The sequence below is a fragment of the Biformimicrobium ophioploci genome (assembly GCF_030270605.1).
GTDB classification, from domain to species: Bacteria; Pseudomonadota; Gammaproteobacteria; order Pseudomonadales; family Cellvibrionaceae; genus Biformimicrobium; species Biformimicrobium ophioploci.
In genome coordinates, this window is record NZ_BSYJ01000001.1 from 165,656 (window position 1) to 188,526 (window position 22,871).

The 22,871-nt window shown below is 61.0% G+C and carries 21 protein-coding genes; 12 read left to right on the forward strand and 9 right to left on the reverse strand.

The window, feature by feature from the left end; genetic code table 11:
* Positions 1 to 4: 4 nt before the first annotated feature.
* Positions 5 to 505, forward strand: a complete 501-nt coding sequence (locus tag QSJ80_RS00740) for a L,D-transpeptidase family protein (protein ID WP_285762354.1) — start codon at positions 5 to 7, stop codon at positions 503 to 505.
* A gap of 80 nt (positions 506 to 585) precedes the next feature.
* Positions 586 to 1,959: an alkaline phosphatase gene (locus tag QSJ80_RS00745; protein ID WP_285762355.1), complete on the forward strand. Its 1,374-nt coding sequence runs from the start codon at positions 586 to 588 to the stop codon at positions 1,957 to 1,959.
* A gap of 6 nt (positions 1,960 to 1,965) precedes the next feature.
* Here QSJ80_RS00745 and hutG read toward each other — a convergent pair whose 3' ends face one another.
* Positions 1,966 to 2,913 carry a formimidoylglutamase gene (gene hutG / locus QSJ80_RS00750; protein ID WP_285762356.1) on the reverse strand — a complete coding sequence of 316 codons (948 nt, stop codon included), beginning with the start codon at positions 2,911 to 2,913 and terminating at the stop codon, positions 1,966 to 1,968.
* Complete coding sequence (hutI, locus tag QSJ80_RS00755) at positions 2,897 to 4,126, reverse strand: imidazolonepropionase (protein WP_285762357.1); 1,230 nt, start codon at positions 4,124 to 4,126, stop codon at positions 2,897 to 2,899. The genes hutG and hutI overlap by 17 nt, the downstream gene beginning before the upstream one ends.
* A 205-nt stretch (positions 4,127 to 4,331) precedes the next feature.
* Here hutI and hutC point away from each other — a divergent pair, with 205 nt between their 5' ends.
* From hutC to QSJ80_RS00775, 4 genes are all read left to right on the forward strand, one after another.
* Positions 4,332 to 5,057, forward strand: a complete 726-nt coding sequence (hutC, locus tag QSJ80_RS00760) for a histidine utilization transcriptional repressor HutC (protein ID WP_285762358.1) — start codon at positions 4,332 to 4,334, stop codon at positions 5,055 to 5,057.
* A gap of 160 nt (positions 5,058 to 5,217) precedes the next feature.
* A complete protein-coding gene (gene hutU, locus QSJ80_RS00765; RefSeq protein WP_285762359.1) occupies positions 5,218 to 6,885 on the forward strand; it encodes a urocanate hydratase in 1,668 nt (555 codons plus the stop codon).
* Positions 6,886 to 7,080: 195 nt separating this feature from the next.
* Complete coding sequence (hutH, locus tag QSJ80_RS00770; RefSeq protein WP_285762360.1) at positions 7,081 to 8,610, forward strand: histidine ammonia-lyase; 1,530 nt, start codon at positions 7,081 to 7,083, stop codon at positions 8,608 to 8,610.
* 198 nt (positions 8,611 to 8,808) lie between these two features.
* Positions 8,809 to 9,534: a sulfite exporter TauE/SafE family protein gene (locus tag QSJ80_RS00775; RefSeq protein ID WP_285762361.1), complete on the forward strand. Its 726-nt coding sequence runs from the start codon at positions 8,809 to 8,811 to the stop codon at positions 9,532 to 9,534.
* Positions 9,535 to 10,036: 502 nt separating this feature from the next.
* Here QSJ80_RS00775 and pyk read toward each other — a convergent pair.
* Positions 10,037 to 11,473 (reverse strand): pyruvate kinase, encoded by a 1,437-nt coding sequence (gene pyk, locus QSJ80_RS00780; protein ID WP_285762362.1) that lies wholly within the window; start codon positions 11,471 to 11,473, stop codon positions 10,037 to 10,039.
* Positions 11,474 to 11,704: 231 nt separating this feature from the next.
* Between pyk and QSJ80_RS00785 the strand changes: the two genes are divergently transcribed.
* Together QSJ80_RS00785 and QSJ80_RS00790 are read left to right on the forward strand one after the other, a co-directional pair.
* Positions 11,705 to 12,175, forward strand: coding sequence for an META domain-containing protein (locus tag QSJ80_RS00785; RefSeq protein ID WP_285762363.1), 471 nt, complete (start codon positions 11,705 to 11,707; stop codon positions 12,173 to 12,175).
* A 133-nt stretch (positions 12,176 to 12,308) separates the two neighbouring features.
* The gene (locus QSJ80_RS00790; protein WP_285762364.1) at positions 12,309 to 12,842 is read left to right on the forward strand and encodes a hypothetical protein; all 534 of its coding nucleotides are present in this window, start codon (positions 12,309 to 12,311) and stop codon (positions 12,840 to 12,842) included.
* Positions 12,843 to 12,969: 127 nt separating this feature from the next.
* On the opposite strand, the gene smrA is transcribed toward QSJ80_RS00790, so the two are convergent.
* The 3 genes from smrA to QSJ80_RS00805 form a co-directional block, all read right to left on the reverse strand.
* Positions 12,970 to 13,560: a DNA endonuclease SmrA gene (gene smrA, locus QSJ80_RS00795; protein WP_285762365.1), complete on the reverse strand. Its 591-nt coding sequence runs from the start codon at positions 13,558 to 13,560 to the stop codon at positions 12,970 to 12,972.
* Positions 13,561 to 13,765: 205 nt separating this feature from the next.
* Positions 13,766 to 14,623 carry an SDR family oxidoreductase gene (locus tag QSJ80_RS00800; protein WP_285762366.1) on the reverse strand — a complete coding sequence of 286 codons (858 nt, stop codon included), beginning with the start codon at positions 14,621 to 14,623 and terminating at the stop codon, positions 13,766 to 13,768.
* Between the two features lie 3 nt (positions 14,624 to 14,626).
* Positions 14,627 to 15,085 carry an acyl-CoA thioesterase gene (locus QSJ80_RS00805; protein WP_285762879.1) on the reverse strand — a complete coding sequence of 153 codons (459 nt, stop codon included), beginning with the start codon at positions 15,083 to 15,085 and terminating at the stop codon, positions 14,627 to 14,629.
* 141 nt (positions 15,086 to 15,226) lie between these two features.
* Here QSJ80_RS00805 and QSJ80_RS00810 point away from each other — a divergent pair, with 141 nt between their 5' ends.
* Positions 15,227 to 16,015 (forward strand): DUF2884 family protein, encoded by a 789-nt coding sequence (locus QSJ80_RS00810; protein ID WP_285762367.1) that lies wholly within the window; start codon positions 15,227 to 15,229, stop codon positions 16,013 to 16,015.
* 69 nt (positions 16,016 to 16,084) lie between these two features.
* Here the strand turns inward: QSJ80_RS00810 and QSJ80_RS00815 are convergent, their stop codons facing one another.
* A complete protein-coding gene (locus QSJ80_RS00815; RefSeq protein WP_285762368.1) occupies positions 16,085 to 16,423 on the reverse strand; it encodes a DUF4242 domain-containing protein in 339 nt (112 codons plus the stop codon).
* A 202-nt stretch (positions 16,424 to 16,625) separates the two neighbouring features.
* Here QSJ80_RS00815 and QSJ80_RS00820 point away from each other — a divergent pair, with 202 nt between their 5' ends.
* Together QSJ80_RS00820 and QSJ80_RS00825 are read left to right on the forward strand one after the other, a co-directional pair.
* Positions 16,626 to 18,470 (forward strand): winged helix-turn-helix domain-containing tetratricopeptide repeat protein, encoded by a 1,845-nt coding sequence (locus QSJ80_RS00820; protein ID WP_285762369.1) that lies wholly within the window; start codon positions 16,626 to 16,628, stop codon positions 18,468 to 18,470.
* Between the two features lie 83 nt (positions 18,471 to 18,553).
* Positions 18,554 to 19,090, forward strand: a complete 537-nt coding sequence (locus QSJ80_RS00825) for a cytochrome b (protein ID WP_285762370.1) — start codon at positions 18,554 to 18,556, stop codon at positions 19,088 to 19,090.
* A 75-nt stretch (positions 19,091 to 19,165) separates the two neighbouring features.
* On the opposite strand, the gene acs is transcribed toward QSJ80_RS00825, so the two are convergent.
* Positions 19,166 to 21,103, reverse strand: a complete 1,938-nt coding sequence (gene acs / locus QSJ80_RS00830; protein WP_285762371.1) for an acetate--CoA ligase — start codon at positions 21,101 to 21,103, stop codon at positions 19,166 to 19,168.
* A gap of 180 nt (positions 21,104 to 21,283) precedes the next feature.
* A complete protein-coding gene (locus QSJ80_RS00835; RefSeq protein WP_285762372.1) occupies positions 21,284 to 22,183 on the reverse strand; it encodes a LysR substrate-binding domain-containing protein in 900 nt (299 codons plus the stop codon).
* 110 nt (positions 22,184 to 22,293) lie between these two features.
* On the opposite strand from QSJ80_RS00835, the gene QSJ80_RS00840 reads away from it, so the two are divergent.
* Positions 22,294 to 22,848, forward strand: a complete 555-nt coding sequence (locus tag QSJ80_RS00840; protein WP_285762373.1) for an FMN-dependent NADH-azoreductase — start codon at positions 22,294 to 22,296, stop codon at positions 22,846 to 22,848.
* The last annotated feature ends 23 nt before the right edge of the window (positions 22,849 to 22,871 follow it).

The window sequence follows — 22,871 nt, forward strand, 5'->3', positions numbered from 1 at the left end:
AAAGATGAATGCTAAAGTCTGTCGCACCGCGCTAGCTTCGTTCGCCATGGCACTTTGCCTTGCGCCTGCGGCCGTCATTGCCAAAACGTCCATCACCATCGATTTAAGTGAACAGCAGGCCTACCTATATAACAGTGGCAAGCTGGTCAAGACCACGCGCGTCTCCACCGGCAAGAGCGGCTTCCGCACGCCAACCGGATCTTTCCGCGTCAGCCAGAAAAACGTCGACCATCGCTCCAATATCTACGGAGACTATGTTTCCAGGAGCAGCGGCAAGATCGTGCGCAAGGACGTGGATGTGCGCAAGGACAAACGCCCCCCGGGCACTTACTTCCGCGGCGCGCCCATGCGCTACTTCCTGCGCATCAATGGCGGCATCGGCATGCATGCGGGTTACGTCCCCAACTACCCGGCCTCTCATGGCTGCATCCGCCTGCCCAAGGCAAACGCGGCACTGTTCTACCAGTACGCGAAGATCGGCACACGCGTGGTGGTGAGGCATTGAACCCGGACACCAGCCAACCTCCGCATTGACACGCAACGCGACATTGCAAACAATCCGGAAAAGACTTCCGGATTGTTTGCATGAAATCCCCTCTGGCACACACCCTCTGCTTCGCCCTTGCGACCCTTCTCCACACAATGCCTGTGTACGCGGGGCCCACTGTAATCCTGCTGATAGGCGACGGCATGGACGAGCAGCAGCTGACCATTGCACGCAACTACCTGCATGGCGCCAGCGGTCGTCTGGCTGTCGATGCACTGCCTGTTCGAAGCAGCGTACAGGTGCTGACGGTCGCGGAAAAAGACCCAAAGCGCTCCATCTACGTGGCGGATTCCGCCAACAGCGCCACGGCCATGGCTACCGGCAATATCACCAGCCGGGGCCGCATCGCCACCAGCGCGGGCACCGACAGGGATCTCGAGACCATCGTCAGTATCGCGCACAGGGCCGGCCTGCGCACCGGGCTGGTCACCACCTCCAGCGTCACCGATGCCACACCTGCGTCCTTTGCCACTCATATCAGCCATCGCAGCTGCGAAGACCCCACCCGTATGCAGTCCTATGAGGTGGCCGGGGATTTTGTGGTTGACTGCTCGCAGGACCTGCAGAGTCATGGCGGACCGGGTTCGATTGCGGAACAACTCGCACGCTCGCCGCTTGACCTGATCCTCGGGGGCGGCCGCGGCCATTTCGAAGCCGCCATCGACTCACAGGAAAGCCCGTTGGCAATTGCAGCACGCAATGGCTTCGATGTTTTCAGCAGCCCGGCAGAGCTTGTTGCCGGGGAAGGCGTAAACAGGCGGATCGGCCTTTTTGCCGAACGGCACCTGCCGGTGCGCTGGCACGGGGAACAGGGCCGGATTGCGGAAAAGCCGCAGCCCAGCCTGCTGAATTACGCCTATCGCTATTTCGGCAGCGTTAAGCAGCCGCAGGCCTTCCAGTGCGAGGACAACCCGAACTATGGCGACACCCCTTCGCTAAAGGCCATGACGGATACGGCCCTGGACCAGCTACACAACGACCGCGGATTTTTCCTGATGGTGGAATCCGCCTCGATCGACAAGCGCTCACACCAGCGCGACCCCTGCGGCCAGATCGGCGAGGTGGCGCAGCTGATGGAGGCCCTGCAGAGCGCACTGGCCTATGCGGAGAAGAACCCGGAAACACTGGTGCTGGTGACCGCCGACCACGGCCAGGCGGCGCAACTGGTACCGGACGAAAGTATCTTTGCCGCCTATGGCGTGCCGATATTTACCCCGGGCAACATTGCCAGGCTGCAGACGCCAGAAGGCAGTATCATGGCCATCAACTATGCCACCAACCAGTTTGATGTGGAGGAACACACCGGCGTACAGGTACCATTGTTCGCGAATGACGTTGCAGCGGGAAAAATCCCGCCGCTACTGTTCCAGCATGAAATTTTTGGACTGATGCGCGATCACCTCGGCATCTGACGGGGATCAGAACTGCTTGGTGATCTCATAAGCGATACGCGCGACGGTGCGCGCACTGTGATCCTCGATATCGAAGTAGGGGTTGAACTCCGCCATATCCGCCGCGCATACCTTGCCCGACTCCATCACGATACCGAGTAGCACCTCGAACAGTTCAAATGGGAGCCCGCGGCCGGCCGGGGCGCTCACCGCCGGCATTACGCTCGCGGGGAAGACATCCAGGTCAATGGTGAGATACACCATGTCGACGCGGTCGATAAAGGCCTGCACCCGCGCCTTCGCCGCCTCCAGCGCCCAGGGGGTAATCTCGCGATCCTCGATCACCTCCACTTTCATCTCGGCAGCGCGCTGCATCAGTGCCGGGGTGTTGGCAGTCGCGGCCGCGCCGATGCACAGGTAATTGAACGCGCGCCCGCCGAGTTCTGCATGCTCCGCGATCTGGTAGAAGGGCGTCCCGGAACTGCCGTCCGGTGCAGGCACCCTGATGTCGAGATGCGCATCGAAATTTACGATACCCAGGCTTTTTTCCCGATGGTTCTCGCGCATCCAGCGCGCAATACCCTGGTAGGTACCGAACGCAATTTCGTGTCCACCACCGAGCACCAGCGGGAAGTGCCCATTGCTCAAAAGATCCGCCACACTCACACCCAGTTGCGACTGGGCCGATTCCAGGTCACGGTCCAGCACGCGCACATTGCCCGCGTCGTAGACCGGCATCTCGAACACCTTCGGCAGCGGCGCCATGGCCAGGCGCAGGATGCGCGGCCCATCCGCCGCGCCGACCCTGCCCTTGTTGCGTCGCACACCTTCATCAGAAGAGAAACCCAATACGGCGACGCCCGGCGGGCTGTCGATGCCGAGCGGTTGCACGCGCTCGTGCCAGCGCTTGCCCAGTTCCCCATCTTCCGGATCCGTACGGCCTTTCCACAGGCGCATATCAGCCAGCGATAACATCCGTACCTCCACAAATAATTCGCTCCGGTACCAGCGCGCCTACTTCATACGCAAGCTGGTCCGGCGTATCGATATCCCACAGCAGGATATCCGCACGGTAGCTGGCGCGCAGCATACCGCGACTGTCGCCCAGCCCGAGCGCGTGCGCACCGACCCGGGTGACGCCGGCAAGCGACTCGGCCGGGGTCATACCGAACAGGATACAACCCATATTCATCATCAGGCGCAGCGAGCCCAACGGGCAACTGCCTGGATTCAGGTCCGTCGCCAGCGCCATGGGCACACCCGCCGCGCGAAAACTTTCCACCGGGGGCATGCGCGTTTCACGCAGGGTGTAGTAGGCCCCGGGCAACAGCACCGCAACAGTCCCCGCTTCCGCCATCAGCGCAATATCATGATCGGTCACATACTCGACATGATCCGCCGAGAGTGCGCCATTGCGCGCAGCCATGGCCGTCGCACCGGTATTATTCAATTGCTCCGCGTGCACCTTGACCGGCAGGCCCAGCGCGTGCGCCCGGTCGATCACACGCTGGCATTGCGCCACCGTAAAGCCGATGCTTTCACAGAACATATCCACCGCGTCGGCGAGCTGCTCCTTCGCCACCGCCGGCAGCATCTCGTCACAGATCAGGTCAATGTACGCATCCGCGCGGCCGTCATATTCCGGTGGCAGGGCATGGGCGCCGAGAAACGTGGTGCGCACGGTGAGCGGATATTTCTGCGCAAGCCGGCGCGCCACCCGCAACTGCTTGAGTTCCGCATCCAGTTCCAGGCCATAGCCCGACTTGATTTCAACCGTGGTCACCCCTTCGCGCAGCAGGGCTGTCAGGCGCCGTTCGGCACTGTGCAACAGCTGTTCCGCCGACTCGCTGCGCGTCGCGCGAACGGTAGAGCGGATGCCACCGCCGCCCTTGGCGATGTTTTCATAGCTTACGCCGCCCAGGCGCTGCGCAAACTCGCCGGCGCGGTGGCCGCCGTACACAAGGTGCGTGTGACAATCCACCAGCCCGGGCGTGATCCACCCCCCGGCACCGTCCAGCACCTCACGCGGGGCCAGGTCGCCGAGGTCGCGGCGTTCGCCAATCCAGCTGATGCAGCCATCCACCACCGCCAGCGCGGCATCCTCGATCACGCCGTAGCCGCCGGCCCGCGCGGGATCCATGGTGGCGGCGCGCACATTGGTTATCAAAAAATCACATTGTTCCGACATTTAGCCTTTCCAGCTCGGGGAATACGCCCACAGTGCAGGATTGCACCCTGGCGGCCAATTCCGTTTCCGACTTCCTACACTGTAGGCGCTGGCGCCCGAGTCCTCCTTTCGCAGGCAAAAATCTGCTTGGATTGACAGGCGCTGATGTATATACAAGTATAGGCAACCGCAAAAATTGTACTACCAAGTGACCCGGTAACCAACTTTGAGCCAGCTACCCGCATCCACCACGCCGCAGCCGCGCTATGCCGCCATCAAGGCGTTTATCTGTGCGCAGATCGAGAATGGCGACTGGCCGGCCAACCATCGGGTGCCCTCGGAGAACCAGCTGGCGGAGCAATTCGGGGTCAGCCGGATGACGGCACGCCGCGCCCTGACCGAGTTGACTGAAGCCGGTGTACTGATCCGCAGCCAGGGCCTGGGCACGTTTGTGGCGGAAGCGCGCCCGTCCGGCTCGCTGCTGGAAGTGCGAGACATTGCAGAAGAGATCAGCAGCCGCGGCCACGATTACGAGGGGCGTGTGCTGTTGCTGGAACAGGCCGCCGCCAGTGAACAGGTGGCGCTGGCACTGGGGCTCTCTGCGGGCAGCCCGGTGTTCCATTCCATCCTGGTGCACTGTGACAACGGCGTGCCGCTGCAGTGGGAGGAGCGTTTTACCAACCCTGCACTCGCGCCGGATTACCTGCAGCAGGACTTTCGCAGCAGCACCCCGAGTGCCTACCTGCACCGGGTACAGCCGCTCACCGAGGCGGACACCAGCGTTGAGGCGATCAATGCCGAGGCGGACATTGCGGCACAGCTGGAGATCAGCGCGGGTGATGCCTGCCTGCTGGTCCAGCGCAGAACAAGTTCAGGCAGCGGTGGCGTTTCGCTGGCGCGCCTGGTGCATCCGGGCAAACGTTATCGCCTGGGTGCGCAACTGAAATTTTGACAGACACTCGATGGCGGTGCCGCTTGGCTATTTCAAAAACGCATGAATACATCCCTGTAGCTCCGATCGCGACGTCCATGTCGCGACGGTTTTGAAATAGCCAAGCACCACCACCGATACGATCAAACCGAACCGAAAGTAGAAATTACGGAAAAACGGCATGAACAACCGACACGACCCATCGCGCGTGATCCGCGCACCGCGCGGCACAGAACTGAGCTGCAAGAGCTGGCTCACCGAAGCGCCGCTGCGCATGCTGATGAACAACCTCGACCCGGATGTGGCCGAGCGGCCGGAGGACCTGGTGGTGTACGGCGGCATTGGCCGCGCCGCGCGCGACTGGGAGTGCTACGACAAGATCGTCGAGGTACTGCAGCGCCTGGAAGACGACCAGACCCTGCTGGTGCAATCCGGCAAGCCGGTGGGTGTGTTCCGCACCCACGCCGACGCACCGCGCGTACTGATCGCCAACTCCAACCTGGTCCCGCACTGGGGTAACTGGGAGCACTTCAACGAGCTCGATAAGAAAGGCCTGATGATGTACGGCCAGATGACCGCCGGCTCCTGGATCTACATTGGTTCGCAGGGCATCGTGCAGGGCACCTACGAAACATTCGTAGCCGTAGCCAAGCAGCACTTCGACGGCGAGTCCAAAGGCAAGTGGATCCTGACCGGCGGTCTCGGCGGCATGGGGGGCGCACAGCCACTGGCCGCAACCATGGCGGGCTTCTCCATGTTGGCTGTGGAGTGCGATGAGTCCCGCATCGATTTCCGCCTGCGCACCGGTTACGTGGACGAGAAAACAGACAACCTGATGGATGCGCTGCGCATGATCGAGGAAGCCCACGAGCGTGGCGAAGCCATCTCGGTCGGCCTGCTCGGCAACGCCGCGGAGATTTTCCCGGAACTGGCCAAGCGCGACATCATTCCGGATGTGGTTACCGACCAGACTTCCGCGCATGACCCGCTCAACGGCTACCTGCCGCTGGGCTGGACCATGGAACAGGCCGCAGAAATGCGTAAACAGGATGAGGCCCTGGTGGTGAAAGAAGCCAAGAAGTCCATGGGTATTCAGGTCGAGGCCATGCTGGCGCTACAGTCCCGCGGCGCAGCGACGCTCGACTACGGCAACAATATTCGCCAGATGGCTTTTGAGGTGGGTGTCGAGAACGCGTTCGACTTCCCGGGCTTTGTACCGGCCTATATCCGCCCGCTGTTCTGCCAGGGTATCGGCCCGTTCCGCTGGGCGGCGCTGTCCGGCAACCCGGAGGATATCTACAAGACCGACCAGAAAGTGAAGGAGTTGATCCCCGACGACCCACACCTGCACAACTGGCTCGACATGGCGCGCGAGCGCATTCAGTTCCAGGGCCTGCCCGCACGCATCTGCTGGGTTGGCCTCAAGGACCGTGCGCGCCTGGCACTGGCATTCAACGAGATGGTCGCCAATGGCGAGCTGGACGCGCCGGTAGTGATCGGCCGCGACCACCTGGATTCCGGCTCCGTAGCCAGCCCCAACCGCGAAACTGAGTCCATGATGGATGGTTCCGATGCAGTCTCGGACTGGCCGCTGCTGAATGCGTTGCTGAACACCGCATCCGGCGCGACCTGGGTGTCACTGCACCACGGTGGTGGCGTGGGCATGGGCTTCTCCCAGCATTCCGGTGTGGTCATCGTGTGTGACGGCACTGAAGCCGCGCGCAAGCGTATCGAGCGCGTACTGTGGAATGACCCGGGCACCGGCGTCATGCGCCACGCCGATGCGGGTTATGACATCGCCAAAGATTGTGCAAACGAGCAGGGCCTCGACCTGCCGATGCTGAAATAGGAGCGGACTCTTTCCGCGATTGCTGTGTCAGATCCGTCCTCGAATCCTCATGTATCACCTATACACTGTGGTTCTCCGGGCGGATCTTCCTTGCACTCGCGAAAATATCCTCGCTCCTTCAGAGAGAAAGCTGAATTGAGCGCAGCCAATTGCTGCAGCTACAAGAAACAAGCAAGATAGTACGAGAACGGAAAGATGTTCAAACTAGAAATCAACCCGGGCCAGCTGAGCCTCGCCGACCTGCGCCGCGTTGCACGCGAGCCGGTGCACCTGACCCTGGCCCAATCTGCAGTGGCGGATATCGAAGCCTCCGCCCGCACCGTGTCCCGCGTATTGGAAGAAGGCCGCACGGTCTACGGTATCAACACCGGTTTTGGCCTGCTCGCCAATACCCGTATCGAGCAGAAAGACCTGGAAACGCTGCAGCGCGCCATCGTGCTATCGCATGCGGCCGGTACCGGCAATTTTATGGACGAAGCCAGCGCACGCCTGCTGATGGTGCTCAAGATCAACTCCCTCGCGCGCGGCTATTCGGGTATCCGTCTGGAGGTCATCGAGGCACTGATGGCGCTGGTCAACGCAGAGGTCTACCCGGCTATTCCGGAAAAAGGTTCCGTCGGCGCTTCCGGTGACCTGGCGCCGCTGGCGCACATGAGTGTGGTACTGCTGGGCGAAGGTGAGGTGATCATCAAGGGCCAGCGCAAGCCGGCCAAGCAGGGCCTCGCCATGGCGGGCCTGTCGCCCATCACCCTGGCACCCAAGGAAGGCCTGGCGCTGCTCAACGGTACCCAGTGCTCCACCGCGTTCGCACTGATGGGCCTGTTCGGGGCCGAAGACCTGTTCTCCGCAGCGCTGGTCACCGGTGCCTTCTCCGTGGAAGCCGCCAAGGGTTCGCGCCGGCCGTTCGACGACCGCATCCATTTTGTGCGCGGCCATTCCGAGCAGCGCGAAGTCGCCAGCGTTTATCGCGACCTGCTGGGCGAGAGTGAAATCGGCGCGTCGCACGTGGAATGCGTCAAGGTGCAGGACCCCTACTCGCTGCGCTGCCAGCCGCAGGTGATGGGTGCCTGCCTGCAACAGATCCGCCACGCGGCCAGGGTCCTCGAAACCGAAGCCAACGGTGTGTCCGACAACCCGCTGGTTTTCGCCGAAGACAACGACATCATTTCCGGCGGCAACTTCCATGCGGAGCCGGTGGCCATGGTGGCGGACAACCTGGCGATTGCGATTGCGGAAATCGGTTCATTGTCCGAACGTCGCATGGCACTGCTGATCGACAACAACCTGTCCGGCCTGCCACCGTTCCTCGTGGATAATGGCGGGGTCAACTCCGGCTTTATGATTGCGCAGGTGACCTCCGCGGCCCTCGCCAGCGAAAACAAGACGTTTGCGCATCCGGCCTCGGTGGATTCACTGCCGACCTCCGCCAACCAGGAAGACCATGTTTCCATGGCGACTTTCGCGGCAAGACGCCTGCGCGACATGAACGACAACACCTGCGGCATCCTCGCGGTGGAGATGCTGGCAGCCTGCCAGGGCCTCGACTTCCGCGCACCGCTGCAGACTTCGGAAAAATTGGAAAAGGCCAAGGCGCAGCTGCGCGAGCTGGTGCCCTTCTACGATAAGGACCGCTACTTCGCGCCGGACATCGAGGCTGCCAAGTCACTACTGGAGCGCGGCGCCTACAATTCCTGGATGCCAGAAACCCTGTTGCCGAGTTTCTAAAAGCCTCGTGTTATCATCCCGCCTTTCATGCCCACCTGAAGAGTGACGCATAGCGAGGCGGCATGACCGGCTCCGCATTTCAAAACCGTCGCGCACATGGACGTGCGCGCCGGAGCGACAGGGATGTCTTTATGCGTTTTTGAAATGCGGAACCGGTTATCGCTGCCGTGTTTCGAAGACTGGAAGTAAACCCTCGCGATGGACCTCACTACCACCCAGATATTACTCGCCGCTTCGGCCGTTGCGCTTGGCGCGCTGGTGCAGAGCCTGGTGGGCTTCGGCCAGGCGCTGGTGGCGGCACCGCTGCTGTTTCTGGTGCACCCGCAACTGGTACCGGGCCCGATTCTTGCATCTTCACTGGTCGTGGCCATGCTCAACACCTGGTACAACCGCAGCGGCCTGCGCTTTCGCGAGCTGGGTGCCGCGATTATTGGCATGGTGCCGGGCAGTATCGTGGGTGCGCTGTTACTGAAATTGCTGCCGCAACAGGCGTTATCGATTTTTTTCGCGGGCACCATCCTGCTGGCAGTGGCGATCAGTATCAGCCATCTGCATATCACGCCCACGCGCAACAAAATGTTCGCCGCCGGTTGCGTGGCCGGCATCATGGGCACCACCTCGGCCATCAATGGTCCGCCCATGGCACTGATGCTGCAGCATGAGCAGGCCGGCCGGCTGCGCGCCAACCTGGCCGGTTTCTTTACCGCGGCGAATATCGTCGGCCTGACAACTTTGAGCAGTAGTGGCCTGATGCAGGCGGAGCACTGGCAGGCCGGTGGCTATATGGCGCTCGGTGGCATTATCGGCTTCACCGCGGCTTACAAACTGCGCGGGCATTTCCGGCCGGAGTGGCTGCGCCCGGCCCTTTTGTTCCTGTGCAGCATGGCGGCTTGCGTGGTGCTGCTCCGGGCATTCTCTGCCTGAGCCCTCCCTACCGGGACAGGCCCGGACTGGCGCAAATCTTCGCACGCGGCACGCTTTTCAACTACCCTGAGTACAGAACAACACAAGGGGTAAACGCAGTGCGAAAGTTGATTTGCATTTTGCACATTGCGGCCTTGGTAACAGGAGTTACCGCCTGTTCCACAACGGCAACAAGCGCGCCGGAGGGAGACTCACGAATTCCGGAAAGTATCACTTACAATGGCCACCAGTTCCGCTGTATTTCCCAGGAACTGGAGACCAAGACGCTGGTGCGCTGCGTACGCGCGGACCTGGTGGGGGCAGCGGCTAGCGGACCCTGACAAACTGGGCTCGTGAGCAGCCTGGTGAAGAATAATTTCGAATGGCTTTGCGCCCCGCGCCGCCTGAGAAATTATTTATCACCAGGCTGCCTGAGTAATCGCTCGACACAAGGACATTCAAAATTACTGTGCGCCCGACAAAGAGAATCCACCAAGCGCGGGCCGCAAAGCCACCTTCGAAGTTATCGGACCTGAACCACGCGCAGTGTATCCGTGCTGCCACCAATGTCCTGGTTGTATCCACGTGAGACCAGCACATAGTCGCCGCGCTCTATCACACCCTGCTCCTTGAGTATCGCAATCGCGCGCTCGTCCCGCTCAACTCCGCTTAGCCTTTCATTCTGGAAGAGTACCGGGCCGACGCCGCGGTACAACGCCACCCGGCCGCAGGTGCGTGCGTGCCTGGCAAACGCATAGATTGGCATGCCCGAACGTACCCGCGACATCAACAATGCGGTGTTACCAGTTTCGGTCTGGCAGATGATCGCGCGTACCCGCGGAAAATGATTGGCGACATACATCGCGGCCATGGCGATGGACTCGTCGCCCGCTTCGAAATCCGAATTGATGCGGTGGGTGGACTTCTTCGCGATATGATGTTTTTCCGCACCGGTAATCACGTCAGCCATGCTGCGTACTGTTTCCACCGGGTAGCGGCCCGCTGCAGTTTCCGCAGACAACATGACGGCGTCGGTGCCATCGAGCACGGCGTTGGCGACATCGCAGACTTCGGCGCGGGTGGGCACCGGACTCTCGATCATTGACTCCATCATCTGGGTCGCGGTGATCACGACCCGGTTGAGGGAGCGAGCGCGCTTGATCAGGTCTTTCTGCACCCCCATGAGGGCGGCATCGCCGATCTCCACGGCGAGGTCGCCGCGTGCAACCATGATCACGTCAGAGGCGAGGATCAGTTCATTCAGGTGATCCGGATCTGCCACGGCTTCGGCGCGCTCTACTTTTGCCACCAGGTGCGCATTGCCGCCGGCCTGTTGCAACAATGCGCGAGCACACTGCATATCAGCCGCGTCGCGGGGAAAGGAAACCGCGAGATAATCGAGGTCCAGTTCCGCCGCAAGCTTGATGTCCTGCAGGTCCTTGTCCGTCAGTGCGGGCGCGGTAAGGCCGCCACCGAGGCGGTTGATGCCCTTGTTGTTGGACAGACGCCCGCCCACCAGCACCCGCGTATGCAGCGCGCGCCCCTGTATGGATTCCACGCTGAGGCGCAGGCGCCCGTCGTCCAGCAAAAGCGTGTCGCCGGGGCGACAGTCGCGGTACAGGTCCTTGTAATCCACCGAAACCTGATGCTCATCACCCTGTCCCGGCACCGCCTCCGGGTCCAGAACAAAATCCTCTCCCTCCTGCAGTTGCACCGCGCCTTCAAGGAATTTCCCCACCCGGATCTTGGGCCCCTGCAGGTCGCCGAGTATTGCGACATAACGACCCGCCTTGGCAGCGGCGCTGCGCACGGCAACCGCGCGCTGGCGGTGGTCGTCGGGCGTACCGTGGGAAAAGTTCAGGCGCACCACATCGACACCGGCCTCGATCAGTTTGTCGAGAATATCGGGTCTGTCCGAGGCCGGGCCGAGAGTCGCAACAATCTTGGTTCTTCGCATCATGCTCGCTGGATCCAGGTACCGCGGGAAAAACCCTCCCGCCTCCTCTGAGCCTAGCCAGCAGACAGCACAACAACCGACAGATACGCGCCACATAGACGGCGCTTCAATCAGCTTGGCGCCGCGCTCGACACTGCAACGAGTTGTGCGTCTAGGCTTTACAGCAGGGCGCATGACTTGTCCGAGAGTCGCGCCGTATCGCATTTACCGATGTTGGTCAGGGAGGATTCGGCCATGGTAAACCCCCGCATTCTGATACTACCGCTACTGGCAGCCTGGCTTGGTGGCTGTTCAACTAACGGGCCAGCCGATGCATTCGTCAACCAGCTGCCCGGCAGCAATACCGAAGTGTGCGGGCAAAAGTGGGCACTGGACCTGCTGCGCGTCGATGGCGACGCCATCAAACCGGAGCAACCCGGCAGCTTCACATTCCTGTGCAACGACGAGGGTCTCGCCATGGGCAAGAGCGGTCTCAACAGTTACCGCGGCAATCTCGAGCTCACCCCCAGTGGCCAGGTGCTGTGGAATACCGACAGCTTTGTTTCGACCAAGATGGCAGGGCCGCCGCAGCTGATGGACCAGGAGAGCGCCTACCTGCGGGCCCTGGCACGCACGCAGGAGGCTTACCTCAAGGCGAATGGCGGGCGCCTGGTGCTCCGGGACGCATCCGGCAACAACTATATTGAATACATCCGCTCGCCCTGAAACGGGCGGGCAAATTTCGCGCACCCTGCCGCAGGCGCCTGTTCCTCTGGGTCACAGGCGTTTTACTATGGGTTATCCACAGGTTCATCCACCGTTTTGGTGGGTAACCCGGGGCGGCTGGCAGGGAGCCCCGATGAACACAGTTACCGCATCCCGGCTTGAAGACCCGAAGGCAGACCGATTGTACATTTGGCCAATTCTGAAATCGCCCCGGCAAATCTGTGCGCTGTTGCTTATTGTCACGCTCGGGGGCTGTGGCACACAGGGTGGCACGGCGACGCAGGCGCGTCCGGCCACACTGGCGGATGTCTGTGAACGACACTGGCTGCTCGAGGACCTGAGCCTCCCGGATCACGAATTGCGCCTTGGCTGGCGTAAGCTGATGCGCGACAGGCCGCATTTCTACTGCAACAGCAAGGGCCAGGTGAAAGGCAGTGATGGTGCCAGCCCGATTGTGGGCAAGCTGGCAATACCCGCCAGTGGCACCCTGGAATGGCTGGCGCTGCCCAAAGCAAGCCGTATCAGCGGGGATGAAACCGACGGCAAGCTGCCACGCAGTTTTCGCCACCAGCTGGGCGCCAGCACCATTGTCAGTATCAGCGGGGAAAAGCTGGTTTTACACAGCCGCGATGGGCATCAGCTGGTGTTCCGCGCACGCAAGGACTAGCTGCGCAAATTTGGAGCGACTTTCTACAGCCCCCAGCGGGCGCGGCTTCGGCGGCACTTTCAACCTGTTATCCACAAGCTAATCCACGGCATCGGTGGGTAACCCTGCACAGTGGATAAGTCCGCGTTCACTTCAGGCGTTTCTGGTGACGCTCCAGGGTTTCCAGCTTCTTCTTGTCACTCTTGCGCAACAGCACGTAGGTCGCACCCATGCCGCCATGCTGTTTCTGCGCAGAATGGAATGCCAGCACTTCTTCCAGCTGCGGCAGCCAGTGGTTGATACAGCTCTTGAGGAGCGCCGGGTTCTGCCTGCCCTCGCCCTTGCCGTGGGTGATCAGGGCGCAGCGGATATCCGCATCCAGGCAATCCCGCACAAACTCGAACAGTGCTTTACGCGCGCGGTCGACGCTGTGGTTGTGCAGGTCGAGGCGCGCATCGACGGTGTACTTGCCAAGGCGCAGGTTGCGGTAGACACCGTTCTGTACGCCATCGCGCTTGAATTCGATTGGGTCGCGCGGGTCCACCTGCTCAACGAATTCACCGGATAGCGGGTTGAGCTCCTGCTCGGTCATGGCGGTGGCGGCCTCGCGCCTGGCCTTGAGGCTCGCTTTTTCCGGTGCCTCTTTTTTGAGGTCGACACGGCGCTCCGGGCGAATGCGCTTTACGCCCCCCATTTCGCCCATGGCGGCCTTGAACAGATCGGATTCGTTGTCACTCACTTCCTCTACCTCTTATTTGCGAGCGTTTCATTATCCCTGCGCATGTACTTGTTTCCGGCCAGTCCCTGCAGCCTTGAGCGCGGTGGCGGGGAGTCAATGTCAAAACATTTGCCGGTGGGCCATCATGCCAGACGCACAGCGGCCCTAGAGGCAGTTTTGACATTGACAACCGGCGACCGCGTGCGCAGCTATGGATAATCCTTGATCACTCATCCAGAAACAGGTCGATCGCCAGCTTGTCAGCGTTGTCCGGGTTGTGGGCATAACCCCGGAAATCGGTGACACCGGCCTGCTTCAGCACTGCCTCATCGATCAGCTGCTGCCCGGTCAGGGCGCGCGCATCGCTGCTCAATACCTCATAGGCAGCATCCGCCATCACCGGTGGCTTGCGGCTCTGCTCGAATAGCTCGCGGCCGCCAACTGCAAACTCTATGGCGGCGGTGGCAACAATCGTCTGCGGCCACAGGGTATTCACTGCGATGCCCGCCTCGCGAAACTCCTCCGCCATGCCCATGGACAGGATCGTCATACCGAACTTTGACAACGCGTAAGGCGCGAACGGGCCCAGCCACTTGGGCTGCAGGTTGATCGGCGGCGACAGGCTGAGGATGTGGGGGTTGGCGGCCTCGCGCAGGTAGGGCAGTGCCAGGTGTGCCGTCAGGTAGACTGCACGACTGTTGATATCCTGCATCAGGTCGTAGCGCTTTGGCGGGGTGGCCTCCACACTGGTGAGGCTGATGGCGCCGGCATTGTTGACCACTGCATCGATGCCGCCGAATGTCTGCGCAGCCTTCTCCAGGGCCGCCCGCACCTGTTCCTCATCGCGTACGTCCACCTGCAACGGCAATGCCTTGCCGCCGGCGGCCTCTACTTCCTCCGCCACACTGAATATCGTGCCCGGTAGCTTCGGATGCGGCTCTGCCGACTTGGCGGCAATCACGATGTTGGCACCATCATGCGCACACTTGAGGGCAATGGCGCGGCCGATACCGCGGCTGGCGCCGGTAATGAAGACGGTCTTGCCCTCGAGGGCACCGCTATTGGCTGTCTGGGTATCGTTCATTGGTCACTCCGCTGCGGCGGCGGGATGATCCGCGACCGCCGGCTGGTAGATATCCACAAATCGCTGCGGCATGCGCCGTGGGCGCCCGCTGGACAATTCTATACACACGAGATCCCATTGCCCGCGCAATACCGTAACGGCATCTTCCGCACGGATGATCTGGAAGCGCCGACGGATATTGAGGCGGCCATCACAGTGCACCAGCCAGGTGCCCAGCAACAGCCTGTCCCCCGCCCGGGTGGCCTGCAGATAGTCATACTCGCCGCGACGAATAGCCATGCCCCGGTCACGCGCCTGATATTCCTCGACATCAATTCCCAGTGCCACCGAGTGGCCCCAGCCAACCTGCTGGCACCAGCGCACATATTCGGCGTTATTGGTGTGCTGCAAACCGTCGACATGCTGCGGCTCCACCACCACCGTTTCTATATAAGGGGACGGCAGGTCCCAGGCAAATTCCACGCTGGACAATAAATCACCCGTTTTTGTGTGTTCCGAGCGGAAATTATCACAATTTGGCCATTCAGGTGCATCCGGATCGGGAGGCTGGCGCGTCATAGGAGGTAAGCAAACTCTTCCAGGCAGGATTGACGGAATACAACTATGTGGAAAACCACCGCTCTCGCCCTCTCTCTGGCAGGCGCCCTGGCAACGGCGCCGGCAGCCATGGCGCACCCGAACGACATCAGTATCAATGGCGAGTCCTGCGAGATCGATATCAAGTACGCAGTAGAGATCGGCCCCGACTTCGCAACCGTGTCTGACGGTGCACTGGAGCTGTACGCAATCCAGCCCGGCAGCGAGCTGGTGGTAGATGGCCGACCGGTCGCGCTTACCGAGCGCCAGCAGATCCAGCTCGAGCGCTTCCGCCGCGCCCTGCACAAGGGCAGTCGCGAGCTGGTGGAAATTGCCCTGGACGCCGTGGATGTGGCCATAGCGGGCGTCGCCATTGCGCTGGCGATCCTCTCAGACGACGAATCCATCGCCAAAGACATGCAGGCCGCCGCGGACCGGATCAACCTGCAGGCCAAGGCGCGCTTCTACGGCAACAATGAGGTCTACCGCTTCAGCGACGCCGGTATCGAGGACTTTATCGAAGAGCATGTCGAAGGTGATTTCGAGAAAGAAGTTGAGAAACTGGCCATGCGCGCCGCAGGTGACATGAGCTGGGAAATCCTGAAAGCGATCTTCACCGGCGGGCGCAATATCGAGCGTCGTGCAGAAAAGCTGGAAAGGGAGCTGGAGCGCGATGTGGAAGAACGCGCAGAAGTGCTTGAAGAGCGGGCAGATGGCTTGTGTGAGCAGCTGGAACAGATCAACGAACTGGAAACCAAGCTACACCAGTCGATCCCCCAACTGGCCAAGTATGACCTGCTCATCGTAAGGAATTGATCCTCTAGATCGATATCCCCCCACGGAAAAAACCGGCCCGAAAGGGCCGGTGGATTCCCGCTTCGCGCATCAATCCTCTGCCGTTTGCGGCCCGATGACCCCGCTGACTTTGACAATCTTGTCTGCCGGGAACCCGCCCATCTTCGCGTGCTTCGCGATGATTTCCTTGTTGGGCGCAGTGTAAACACAATAGAACTTGCCTTCGGTGACATAGCTCTGCTGCCATTGAATCTCAGGGCCGAGCGATTCCAAGATAGCCCGCGATTTCTGCGAGATCGCTTTCAGTTCAGCAGGCGTCATTTTCTCTGCGCCTGGAATATTGCGCTCAATAATGTACTGGCTCGCTGGTTCCGCGAACGCAAGGCCTGAAGTCATCATCAGAGCCAGAATCAAGGTTACGGTACGCATGTCTTTTTTCTCCCAATCCGGTGAATGCACGAGCGATTGCCCGCGTCGCAACCAATAAAGGACAGAATGCATGGATCGGGCAATGAACCGGGGCTGATCTTTACCTGAACAGGAGAATCGTTTTAAATCAGGAAGTTAGGACGAGACCTGAACTGCGCTCGAGGTACCTGCAGACAGCCCCACTCCACCTGCGGACCCGGAAATGGCCATACTGCGTTTCGATGAATTCGAACTCGATACAGATACACCTACCCTGAAGCGCCGGGGAAAGCCCACGCACGCACAGGACTTACCGTTGCGCCTGCTGATCCTGCTCGCCTCCCAACCCGGACAGCTACTGACACGGGAAGCACTGTTCGAGCAGTTCTGGCCACAAGACCAGACCGGTATTCTGGACGACAACCTGAATACGCTGGTCCGAAAACTGCGTGCCCTGCTGAATGATGACGCACGCAACCCCCGCTTTATCGCCACAGTGCCCCGCCGCGGCTATCGCTTTATCGCACCCGTCATGACGGATGATACTGCGGCGCCACCCGCCCCTGATGACACGACGTCAGCCCGGCAACCGGCCCGAAGGCTGACCGGCGCGCTGGGCACGATCGCCTTCGCTACGCTCAGCGCAATCCTGGCTGCGTTGCTCTGGCAGTATCTTCCCGACAACCGCACCAACCAGAGAATCACCGTTGCGGTGCTGCCCTTCAACAACGCGCAGGGCAGCAATACCCGGGACTACTTCAGCGACGGGCTTGCGGAAGACATACTGGACCGCCTGTCCGGTTTCCAGGGCCTGCGGGTGGTCTCCAGAACCTCGTCTTTTTCTGCCGCCGGCACCCAACAGGATGCGAAGGCAATCGGCCAGCTGCTGGGTGCCGCGACCCTGGTGGAGGGCAGCGTCCGTCGCAACCAGGACCGGGTGACGATCAATGTGCGCCTCATAGAGACCACCAACGGCTTCCAGACCTGGTCACGACAATACCAGCGCCAGCTCAGCGACCTCAGTGCGGTGCAGGAACAGGTTGCACTGGAGATTGCCTCCGCGCTCGCCGATGAAATCACCCCCCGGCAGCCAGCCGTCAGCGCAACAGTTGCGATAGATCCCGCTGCCTACGATGCCTACCTGAAGGGGCGCTTTTTCTGGCACAAGCGCTCTGAGCAGGACCTGAAAATGGCCGCAGAGTTGTTTGAGCAGGCCATCGAACTGACCCCGGACTATGCCCCGGCCTGGGCCGGCCTGGCTGATGCGCTCGCGGTACTGGGCTTTTACGACTATCTCCCGCCCAAGGAAGCGTTTACGCGCGCCAAGGGTGCGGCCACCCGCGCCCTGCAGCTGGACCCGAAAAGCGCTTCCGCAGAGGCAAACCTGGGCTATGTCACCCTCTACTACGACTGGGATTTCGAACAGGCTGAAGCGCACTTCAGGCAGTCGATCGAGCTGAGCCCGGATTACTCCAAAGCCCACCAGTGGTATGCGAACCTGCTGGTTGCGGCCGGGCGCTTCGAGGAGGCCGAACGGGAGATGCGGATCGCCTCCCAACTCGACCCCCTTTCGCTGATCGCCAATGCTGCGCTCGGCTGGGTGCAGTACCACGCTGGTCGCACCGACGATGCCCTGGCGCAATTCCGCCTGACCGAGGAACTGGATCCGGAATTCGAGCTTCTCTATTTGTGGCGTGGCCTGACGAGGGAGTCGCGGGGGGAATATGACCGCGCAATCGAAGACTTGAACCGGGCAGCAACACTCTCCGGTCGCAGTGCAATCAGCGTTGCCGCGCTGGCTCGCGTACAGGCACTGACAGGGCATCACAGTGAAGCCGACGCATTACTGGCGGAACTGCAGCAGAGCGGGGGATACCTGCCTGCCTACGAAATTGCCAAGGCGCATTTCGCACTGGGCCGCACGCCGGACGGGCTGCAATGGCTTGAACGCGCCCTCTCCGAGCGCTCGCACTCGATGGTCTTTATCCGGGTGGACCCGCAGCTGAGCGATAGCCGCCAGAGCGGGGAATTCGAGGCATTAGTGACACAGGTCTTCGATGCGGAGTAATCCTTAATAGGTATAATCGGGCACTGATGACAATAACTGCGCCGACCCCACAGGTACGGATTGCAACACAGAGGGTTTAAAACATGTCACAAGCACAGAAATATTCATTGCCAATGCGCGTCATGCACTGGCTTATTGCGGCCATGATCCTCAGCCTGATCGCCGTCGGCTGGTATATGGAAGGACTGGATCGTTCCGTCGAGGCCAAGTTTGCCGTGTTCTACCCGTTGCACAAATCATTTGGCGCACTGGTGTTGCTGCTGGTGCTGGCGCGGGTGGTGATCAAGGTGTTTTCTGCCAAGCCGGTTTTACCTGACTATGTGGAAGGGCTCGCGCGGAAGGCCGCGGTAGCCTCACATCACCTGATGTACATGCTGATGCTCGCCATCCCGCTGTCCGGTTACCTGATGTCCAACGCCGGCGGACGCGCGGTCAAGATGTTCGGCCTGGAGCTCCCGACCCTGGTTGAAAAGAACAAGGAACTGGGGGGCCTGATGCACGAGATTCACGTGACCATCCCCTATGTACTGCTGGCACTCATCGCCGTGCACATTGGTGCCGCCATCAAGCACCACTGGTTCGACGACAGCAAGCGCAGCTTTATCAAGCGCATGGCCTGAAGCCTTAGCACACTAGGTTGAATTGCAAAAAAGCCGGGCAATGCCCGGCTTTTTTTCCTGCGTCAAAAATACAGATCATTTATTGGCGCGATGCTCAATCAGGGTATCCACCACTGACGGATCCGCCAGAGTGGAAGTATCTCCGAGATTGTCGAGTTCGTTGCAGGCAATCTTCCTCAGGATACGACGCATGATCTTGCCGGAGCGCGTCTTCGGCAGACCGGGCGCCCATTGGATCACATCCGGCTTGGCAATCGGCCCTATCTCCGTATTGCACATGGCGATAAGTTCCTTGCGCAGCTCCTCGCTCGGCTCGAAACCTTCCTTCAGCATCACATAACAGTAGATACCCTGGCCCTTGATATCGTGCGGGTACCCGACTACAGCGGCCTCGGCGGTTGCCGGGTGCAGTACGATCGCGCTTTCGATTTCCGCCGTGCCCAGGCGATGGCCGGAAACATTCAATACGTCATCGATACGCCCGGTGATCCAGTAGTCACCATCGGCATCGCGGCGCGCGCCGTCACCGGTGAAGTAATAGCCCTTGAAGGTGGAGAAGTAGGTATCCACCATGCGCTGGTGGTCACCGTAGACGCTGCGGATCATGCTCGGCCAGCTCGCCTTCATCGCCAGCGCGCCCTCACCGGCGCCCTCAATTTCCTCGCCCTTTTCGTCCAGCAGCACTGGCTGCACACCAAAGAACGGCTTGGTGGCACAACCCGGCTTCAGGTTGTGTGCCCCCGGCAGCGGCGTGATCATGTGTGCACCGGTTTCTGTCTGCCACCAGGTATCGACAATCGGGCAGCGCCCATCACCAACCACCGAGTAATACCACTCCCACGCCTCCGGGTTGATCGGCTCGCCCACACTGCCCAGCAGCTTCAGTGAGCTGCGATCGGAATTGGTCACGTGGTGGTCGCCCATGCCCATCAGTGCGCGAATCGCGGTGGGGGCCGTATAGAAAGTGTTTACCTGGTGCTTGTCGATCACCTGCCAGCAGCGCGATGCATCGGGGTAGGTTGGCACGCCCTCGAACATCAGGGTGACAGCGCCATTGGCCAGCGGGCCGTAAACAATATAGCTGTGCCCGGTTACCCAGCCCACGTCTGCGGTACACCAGAAAATATCGCCTTCCTTGTAGTCGAAGGTGTACTTGAAGCTCATGGCTGCCATCAGCAGGTAGCCGCCGGTGGTGTGCAGCACACCCTTGGGCTTGCCGGTGGAGCCGGAGGTGTAGAGGATAAACAGCGGATCCTCTGCGCCCATGGATTCCGGGGCGCACTCAGTAGACTGCTTGTCTACCAGCTCGTGATACCAGATATCGCGGTCTGCGTGCCAGCCGATATCGCCGCCGGTACGCTTGACCACCAGCACACTGTGCACGTTCGGGCAGGTCGCCAGCGCCTTGTCGACATTCTGCTTCAGGGGAATGGTGCGGCCGCCGCGCACGCCCTCATCGGCGGTAATCACCAGGGTGCAGTCAGAATCCAGGATGCGGTTATTCAGCGCGTCCGGTGAAAAGCCGCCGAACACCACCGAGTGGACCGCACCCACCCGCGCACAGGCCAGCATCGCGTAGGCAGCTTGCGGGATCATCGGCATATAGATACAGACGCGATCACCTTTCTTGATGCCGCGCTCGCGCAGTGCGTTGGCGAGCCTGTTCACCTCGTCACTGAGCTGCTGGTAGGTAATGGTCTCGCTGTCCGCCGGATCGTCACCTTCCCAGATGATCGCGGTCTGGTTGGCGCGCTGCGGCAGGTGGCGATCGATGCAGTTCACCGTGACGTTGAGCTGGCCATCGGCAAACCAGGCACAATGGCCGCGGTTGAGGTCCTCTTCCACCACCTGCGTAAACGGCTTGTCCCACTGCAGGAAACTGTTGGCCTGCTCTGTCCAGAACGCCTGCGGCTGCTCTACCGACTGGCGGTACATCTCATCGTATTTGCTGGCGGAAATGTGGGCACTGGACGCGACCTGCTCGGATACCGGGCGCGTTAAGACCTCGGACATGGTGATCTCCCTTGGAATTATTGTTTTTCCTGTATTCGGCCGACTTTATACCGTGCCGGCACGCAAGTGACAACGCTGTCAAAAATTGTCCTGTTTCATCATACCGAGTCGCGCCGCCCCCCTCTAGCGAAAAACGCGCCGCGTCCGGCGGTGTGCTATCTCACTCAGGAAACTGCGCACTCAATCCAGATAGGCAGCGAACAGCTGGCGTTTTTCAATCTCCTGCACCAGCCAGCGCAGGCCCTTGCCGGCGCGCTCGCGCTCCCAGGCGCAATGCAGGGTGACCGGCTTCGGGCGCTGCACCGGCAGAACTACCAGCGCACCGCTTTCCAGTTGCGCACGGATACGCCGCTGCGGCAGCGTCCCGAAACCCAGCCCCTGCTCTATGGCCTGCTGTTTCGCGGCGTAATGATCCACGAGGATGCGCCGCCGCACCCGGTACAGGCCGACAGACACCGGCGCCAGGCGTCGGGCACTGTCTCGCAACACGATCTGGGCGTGCTCGGCAAAGGCATGTTCATCCAGCTGTTCTGCAGCCAGGCCGGCAAGAGGGTGGTGTGGTGCGCACACCAGCGGCAAGGTGATGCGACCGAGTACGCTGCGCTGCACCTTCAGGCCCGGCGGCCCCTCCCGGGCCACGCCAATGATCAGGTCCGCGCGCTGGTCCATCAGTGACTCCCAGCTGCCATTCAACACTTCCTCGCGCAGCTCCAGCTCCACCTGTGGATGCGCTTCGGAGAATTCCGCCAGCAGTGGCCACAGGGGGCCCATTGGCAACAGCGCCTCTACAACAACCCGCAGCGCCGGCTCCCAGCCGCTGGCGGCCTGCTTCGCGCGATAGGCGAGCAAATCCGCGGCCTGCAGCAGTTCGCGGCCCTGCTCCAGCAGCATGCGCCCGGTCGGCGTCATACGGGCGCGCTGGCCGGAGCGGTCAAATAGCGCCACCCCCAGGTTTTCCTCCAGCTGGCGCACTGTATAGGACAGTGCCGAGGGCACCTTATGGAGTTCCTGGGCGGCAGCCGCAAAGCTGCCACGCCGGTCGATCGCGTCCAGTACCTGCAGGGCTTCCAGGGTAATCATCGGTTATTCAAATTTTTTGTTGCTGAAGATCAAAATATACCGTTTTTACCGCTCAGGGCCAGTGTATATATTCGCCCTATCAATCAAATATTGTGAACAGGTAGGCCGACATGCACGCTCTTGTCCTTCGCACCAGTATCCTGGGCGATTATTCCAACTCCAACCGCCTGCTCGACGACTGGCTGCAGGCCAGACGCCCGCAGCAGGTCACCCAGCGCAACCTCGCCGCGGAGCCGATTCCGCACCTCGATGGCGAGCGCTTCGACGCGCTCAATGCGGCCAGCAGCAACCCGGTACAGGCGCTGTCCGAGCAGCTGATCGGAGAAATTGAAGCTGCAGATGAAATCGTGATCGGCGTGCCCATGTACAACTTTGGCGTACCGTCCCAGCTGAAAAGCTGGATGGATCACCTGGCCCGCGCCGGCCGCACATTCCAGTACACCCCAGAGGGGCCTGTGGGCCTGTTGCAGGACAAGCCGGTAACCATAATGGCCACCCGCGGCGGTGCCTACGCCAATACCGAAAACGACAACCAGTCGCCCTTTATCCGCCAGTTCCTGCAGTTCATCGGCCTTAAAAGCGTGCGCTTTGTGTACGCAGAGACGCTAGCCACCGACCAGCGCGAGCCGGCACTGGAGCGCGCAAAAGCGGAACTCGCCGCCTGACACCCGTCGCCGCCACCGGTATA

What these genes read in the sequence shown, in the direction of transcription:
- QSJ80_RS00740 (WP_285762354.1), top strand. Translation starts at nt 5, where the DNA reads ATGAATGCTAAAGTCTGTCGCACCGCGCTAGCTTCGTTCGCCATGGCA.
- QSJ80_RS00745 (WP_285762355.1), top strand. Translation starts at nt 586, where the DNA reads ATGAAATCCCCTCTGGCACACACCCTCTGCTTCGCCCTTGCGACCCTT.
- hutG (WP_285762356.1), bottom strand. Translation starts at nt 2,913, where the DNA reads ATGTTATCGCTGGCTGATATGCGCCTGTGGAAAGGCCGTACGGATCCG.
- hutI (WP_285762357.1), bottom strand. Translation starts at nt 4,126, where the DNA reads ATGTCGGAACAATGTGATTTTTTGATAACCAATGTGCGCGCCGCCACC.
- hutU (WP_285762359.1), top strand. Translation starts at nt 5,218, where the DNA reads ATGAACAACCGACACGACCCATCGCGCGTGATCCGCGCACCGCGCGGC.
- hutH (WP_285762360.1), top strand. Translation starts at nt 7,081, where the DNA reads ATGTTCAAACTAGAAATCAACCCGGGCCAGCTGAGCCTCGCCGACCTG.
- QSJ80_RS00775 (WP_285762361.1), top strand. Translation starts at nt 8,809, where the DNA reads ATGGACCTCACTACCACCCAGATATTACTCGCCGCTTCGGCCGTTGCG.
- pyk (WP_285762362.1), bottom strand. Translation starts at nt 11,473, where the DNA reads ATGATGCGAAGAACCAAGATTGTTGCGACTCTCGGCCCGGCCTCGGAC.
- QSJ80_RS00785 (WP_285762363.1), top strand. Translation starts at nt 11,705, where the DNA reads ATGGTAAACCCCCGCATTCTGATACTACCGCTACTGGCAGCCTGGCTT.
- QSJ80_RS00790 (WP_285762364.1), top strand. Translation starts at nt 12,309, where the DNA reads ATGAACACAGTTACCGCATCCCGGCTTGAAGACCCGAAGGCAGACCGA.
- QSJ80_RS00800 (WP_285762366.1), bottom strand. Translation starts at nt 14,623, where the DNA reads ATGAACGATACCCAGACAGCCAATAGCGGTGCCCTCGAGGGCAAGACC.
- QSJ80_RS00810 (WP_285762367.1), top strand. Translation starts at nt 15,227, where the DNA reads ATGTGGAAAACCACCGCTCTCGCCCTCTCTCTGGCAGGCGCCCTGGCA.
- QSJ80_RS00815 (WP_285762368.1), bottom strand. Translation starts at nt 16,423, where the DNA reads ATGCGTACCGTAACCTTGATTCTGGCTCTGATGATGACTTCAGGCCTT.
- QSJ80_RS00820 (WP_285762369.1), top strand. Translation starts at nt 16,626, where the DNA reads ATGGCCATACTGCGTTTCGATGAATTCGAACTCGATACAGATACACCT.
- QSJ80_RS00825 (WP_285762370.1), top strand. Translation starts at nt 18,554, where the DNA reads ATGTCACAAGCACAGAAATATTCATTGCCAATGCGCGTCATGCACTGG.
- acs (WP_285762371.1), bottom strand. Translation starts at nt 21,103, where the DNA reads ATGTCCGAGGTCTTAACGCGCCCGGTATCCGAGCAGGTCGCGTCCAGT.
- QSJ80_RS00835 (WP_285762372.1), bottom strand. Translation starts at nt 22,183, where the DNA reads ATGATTACCCTGGAAGCCCTGCAGGTACTGGACGCGATCGACCGGCGT.
- QSJ80_RS00840 (WP_285762373.1), top strand. Translation starts at nt 22,294, where the DNA reads ATGCACGCTCTTGTCCTTCGCACCAGTATCCTGGGCGATTATTCCAAC.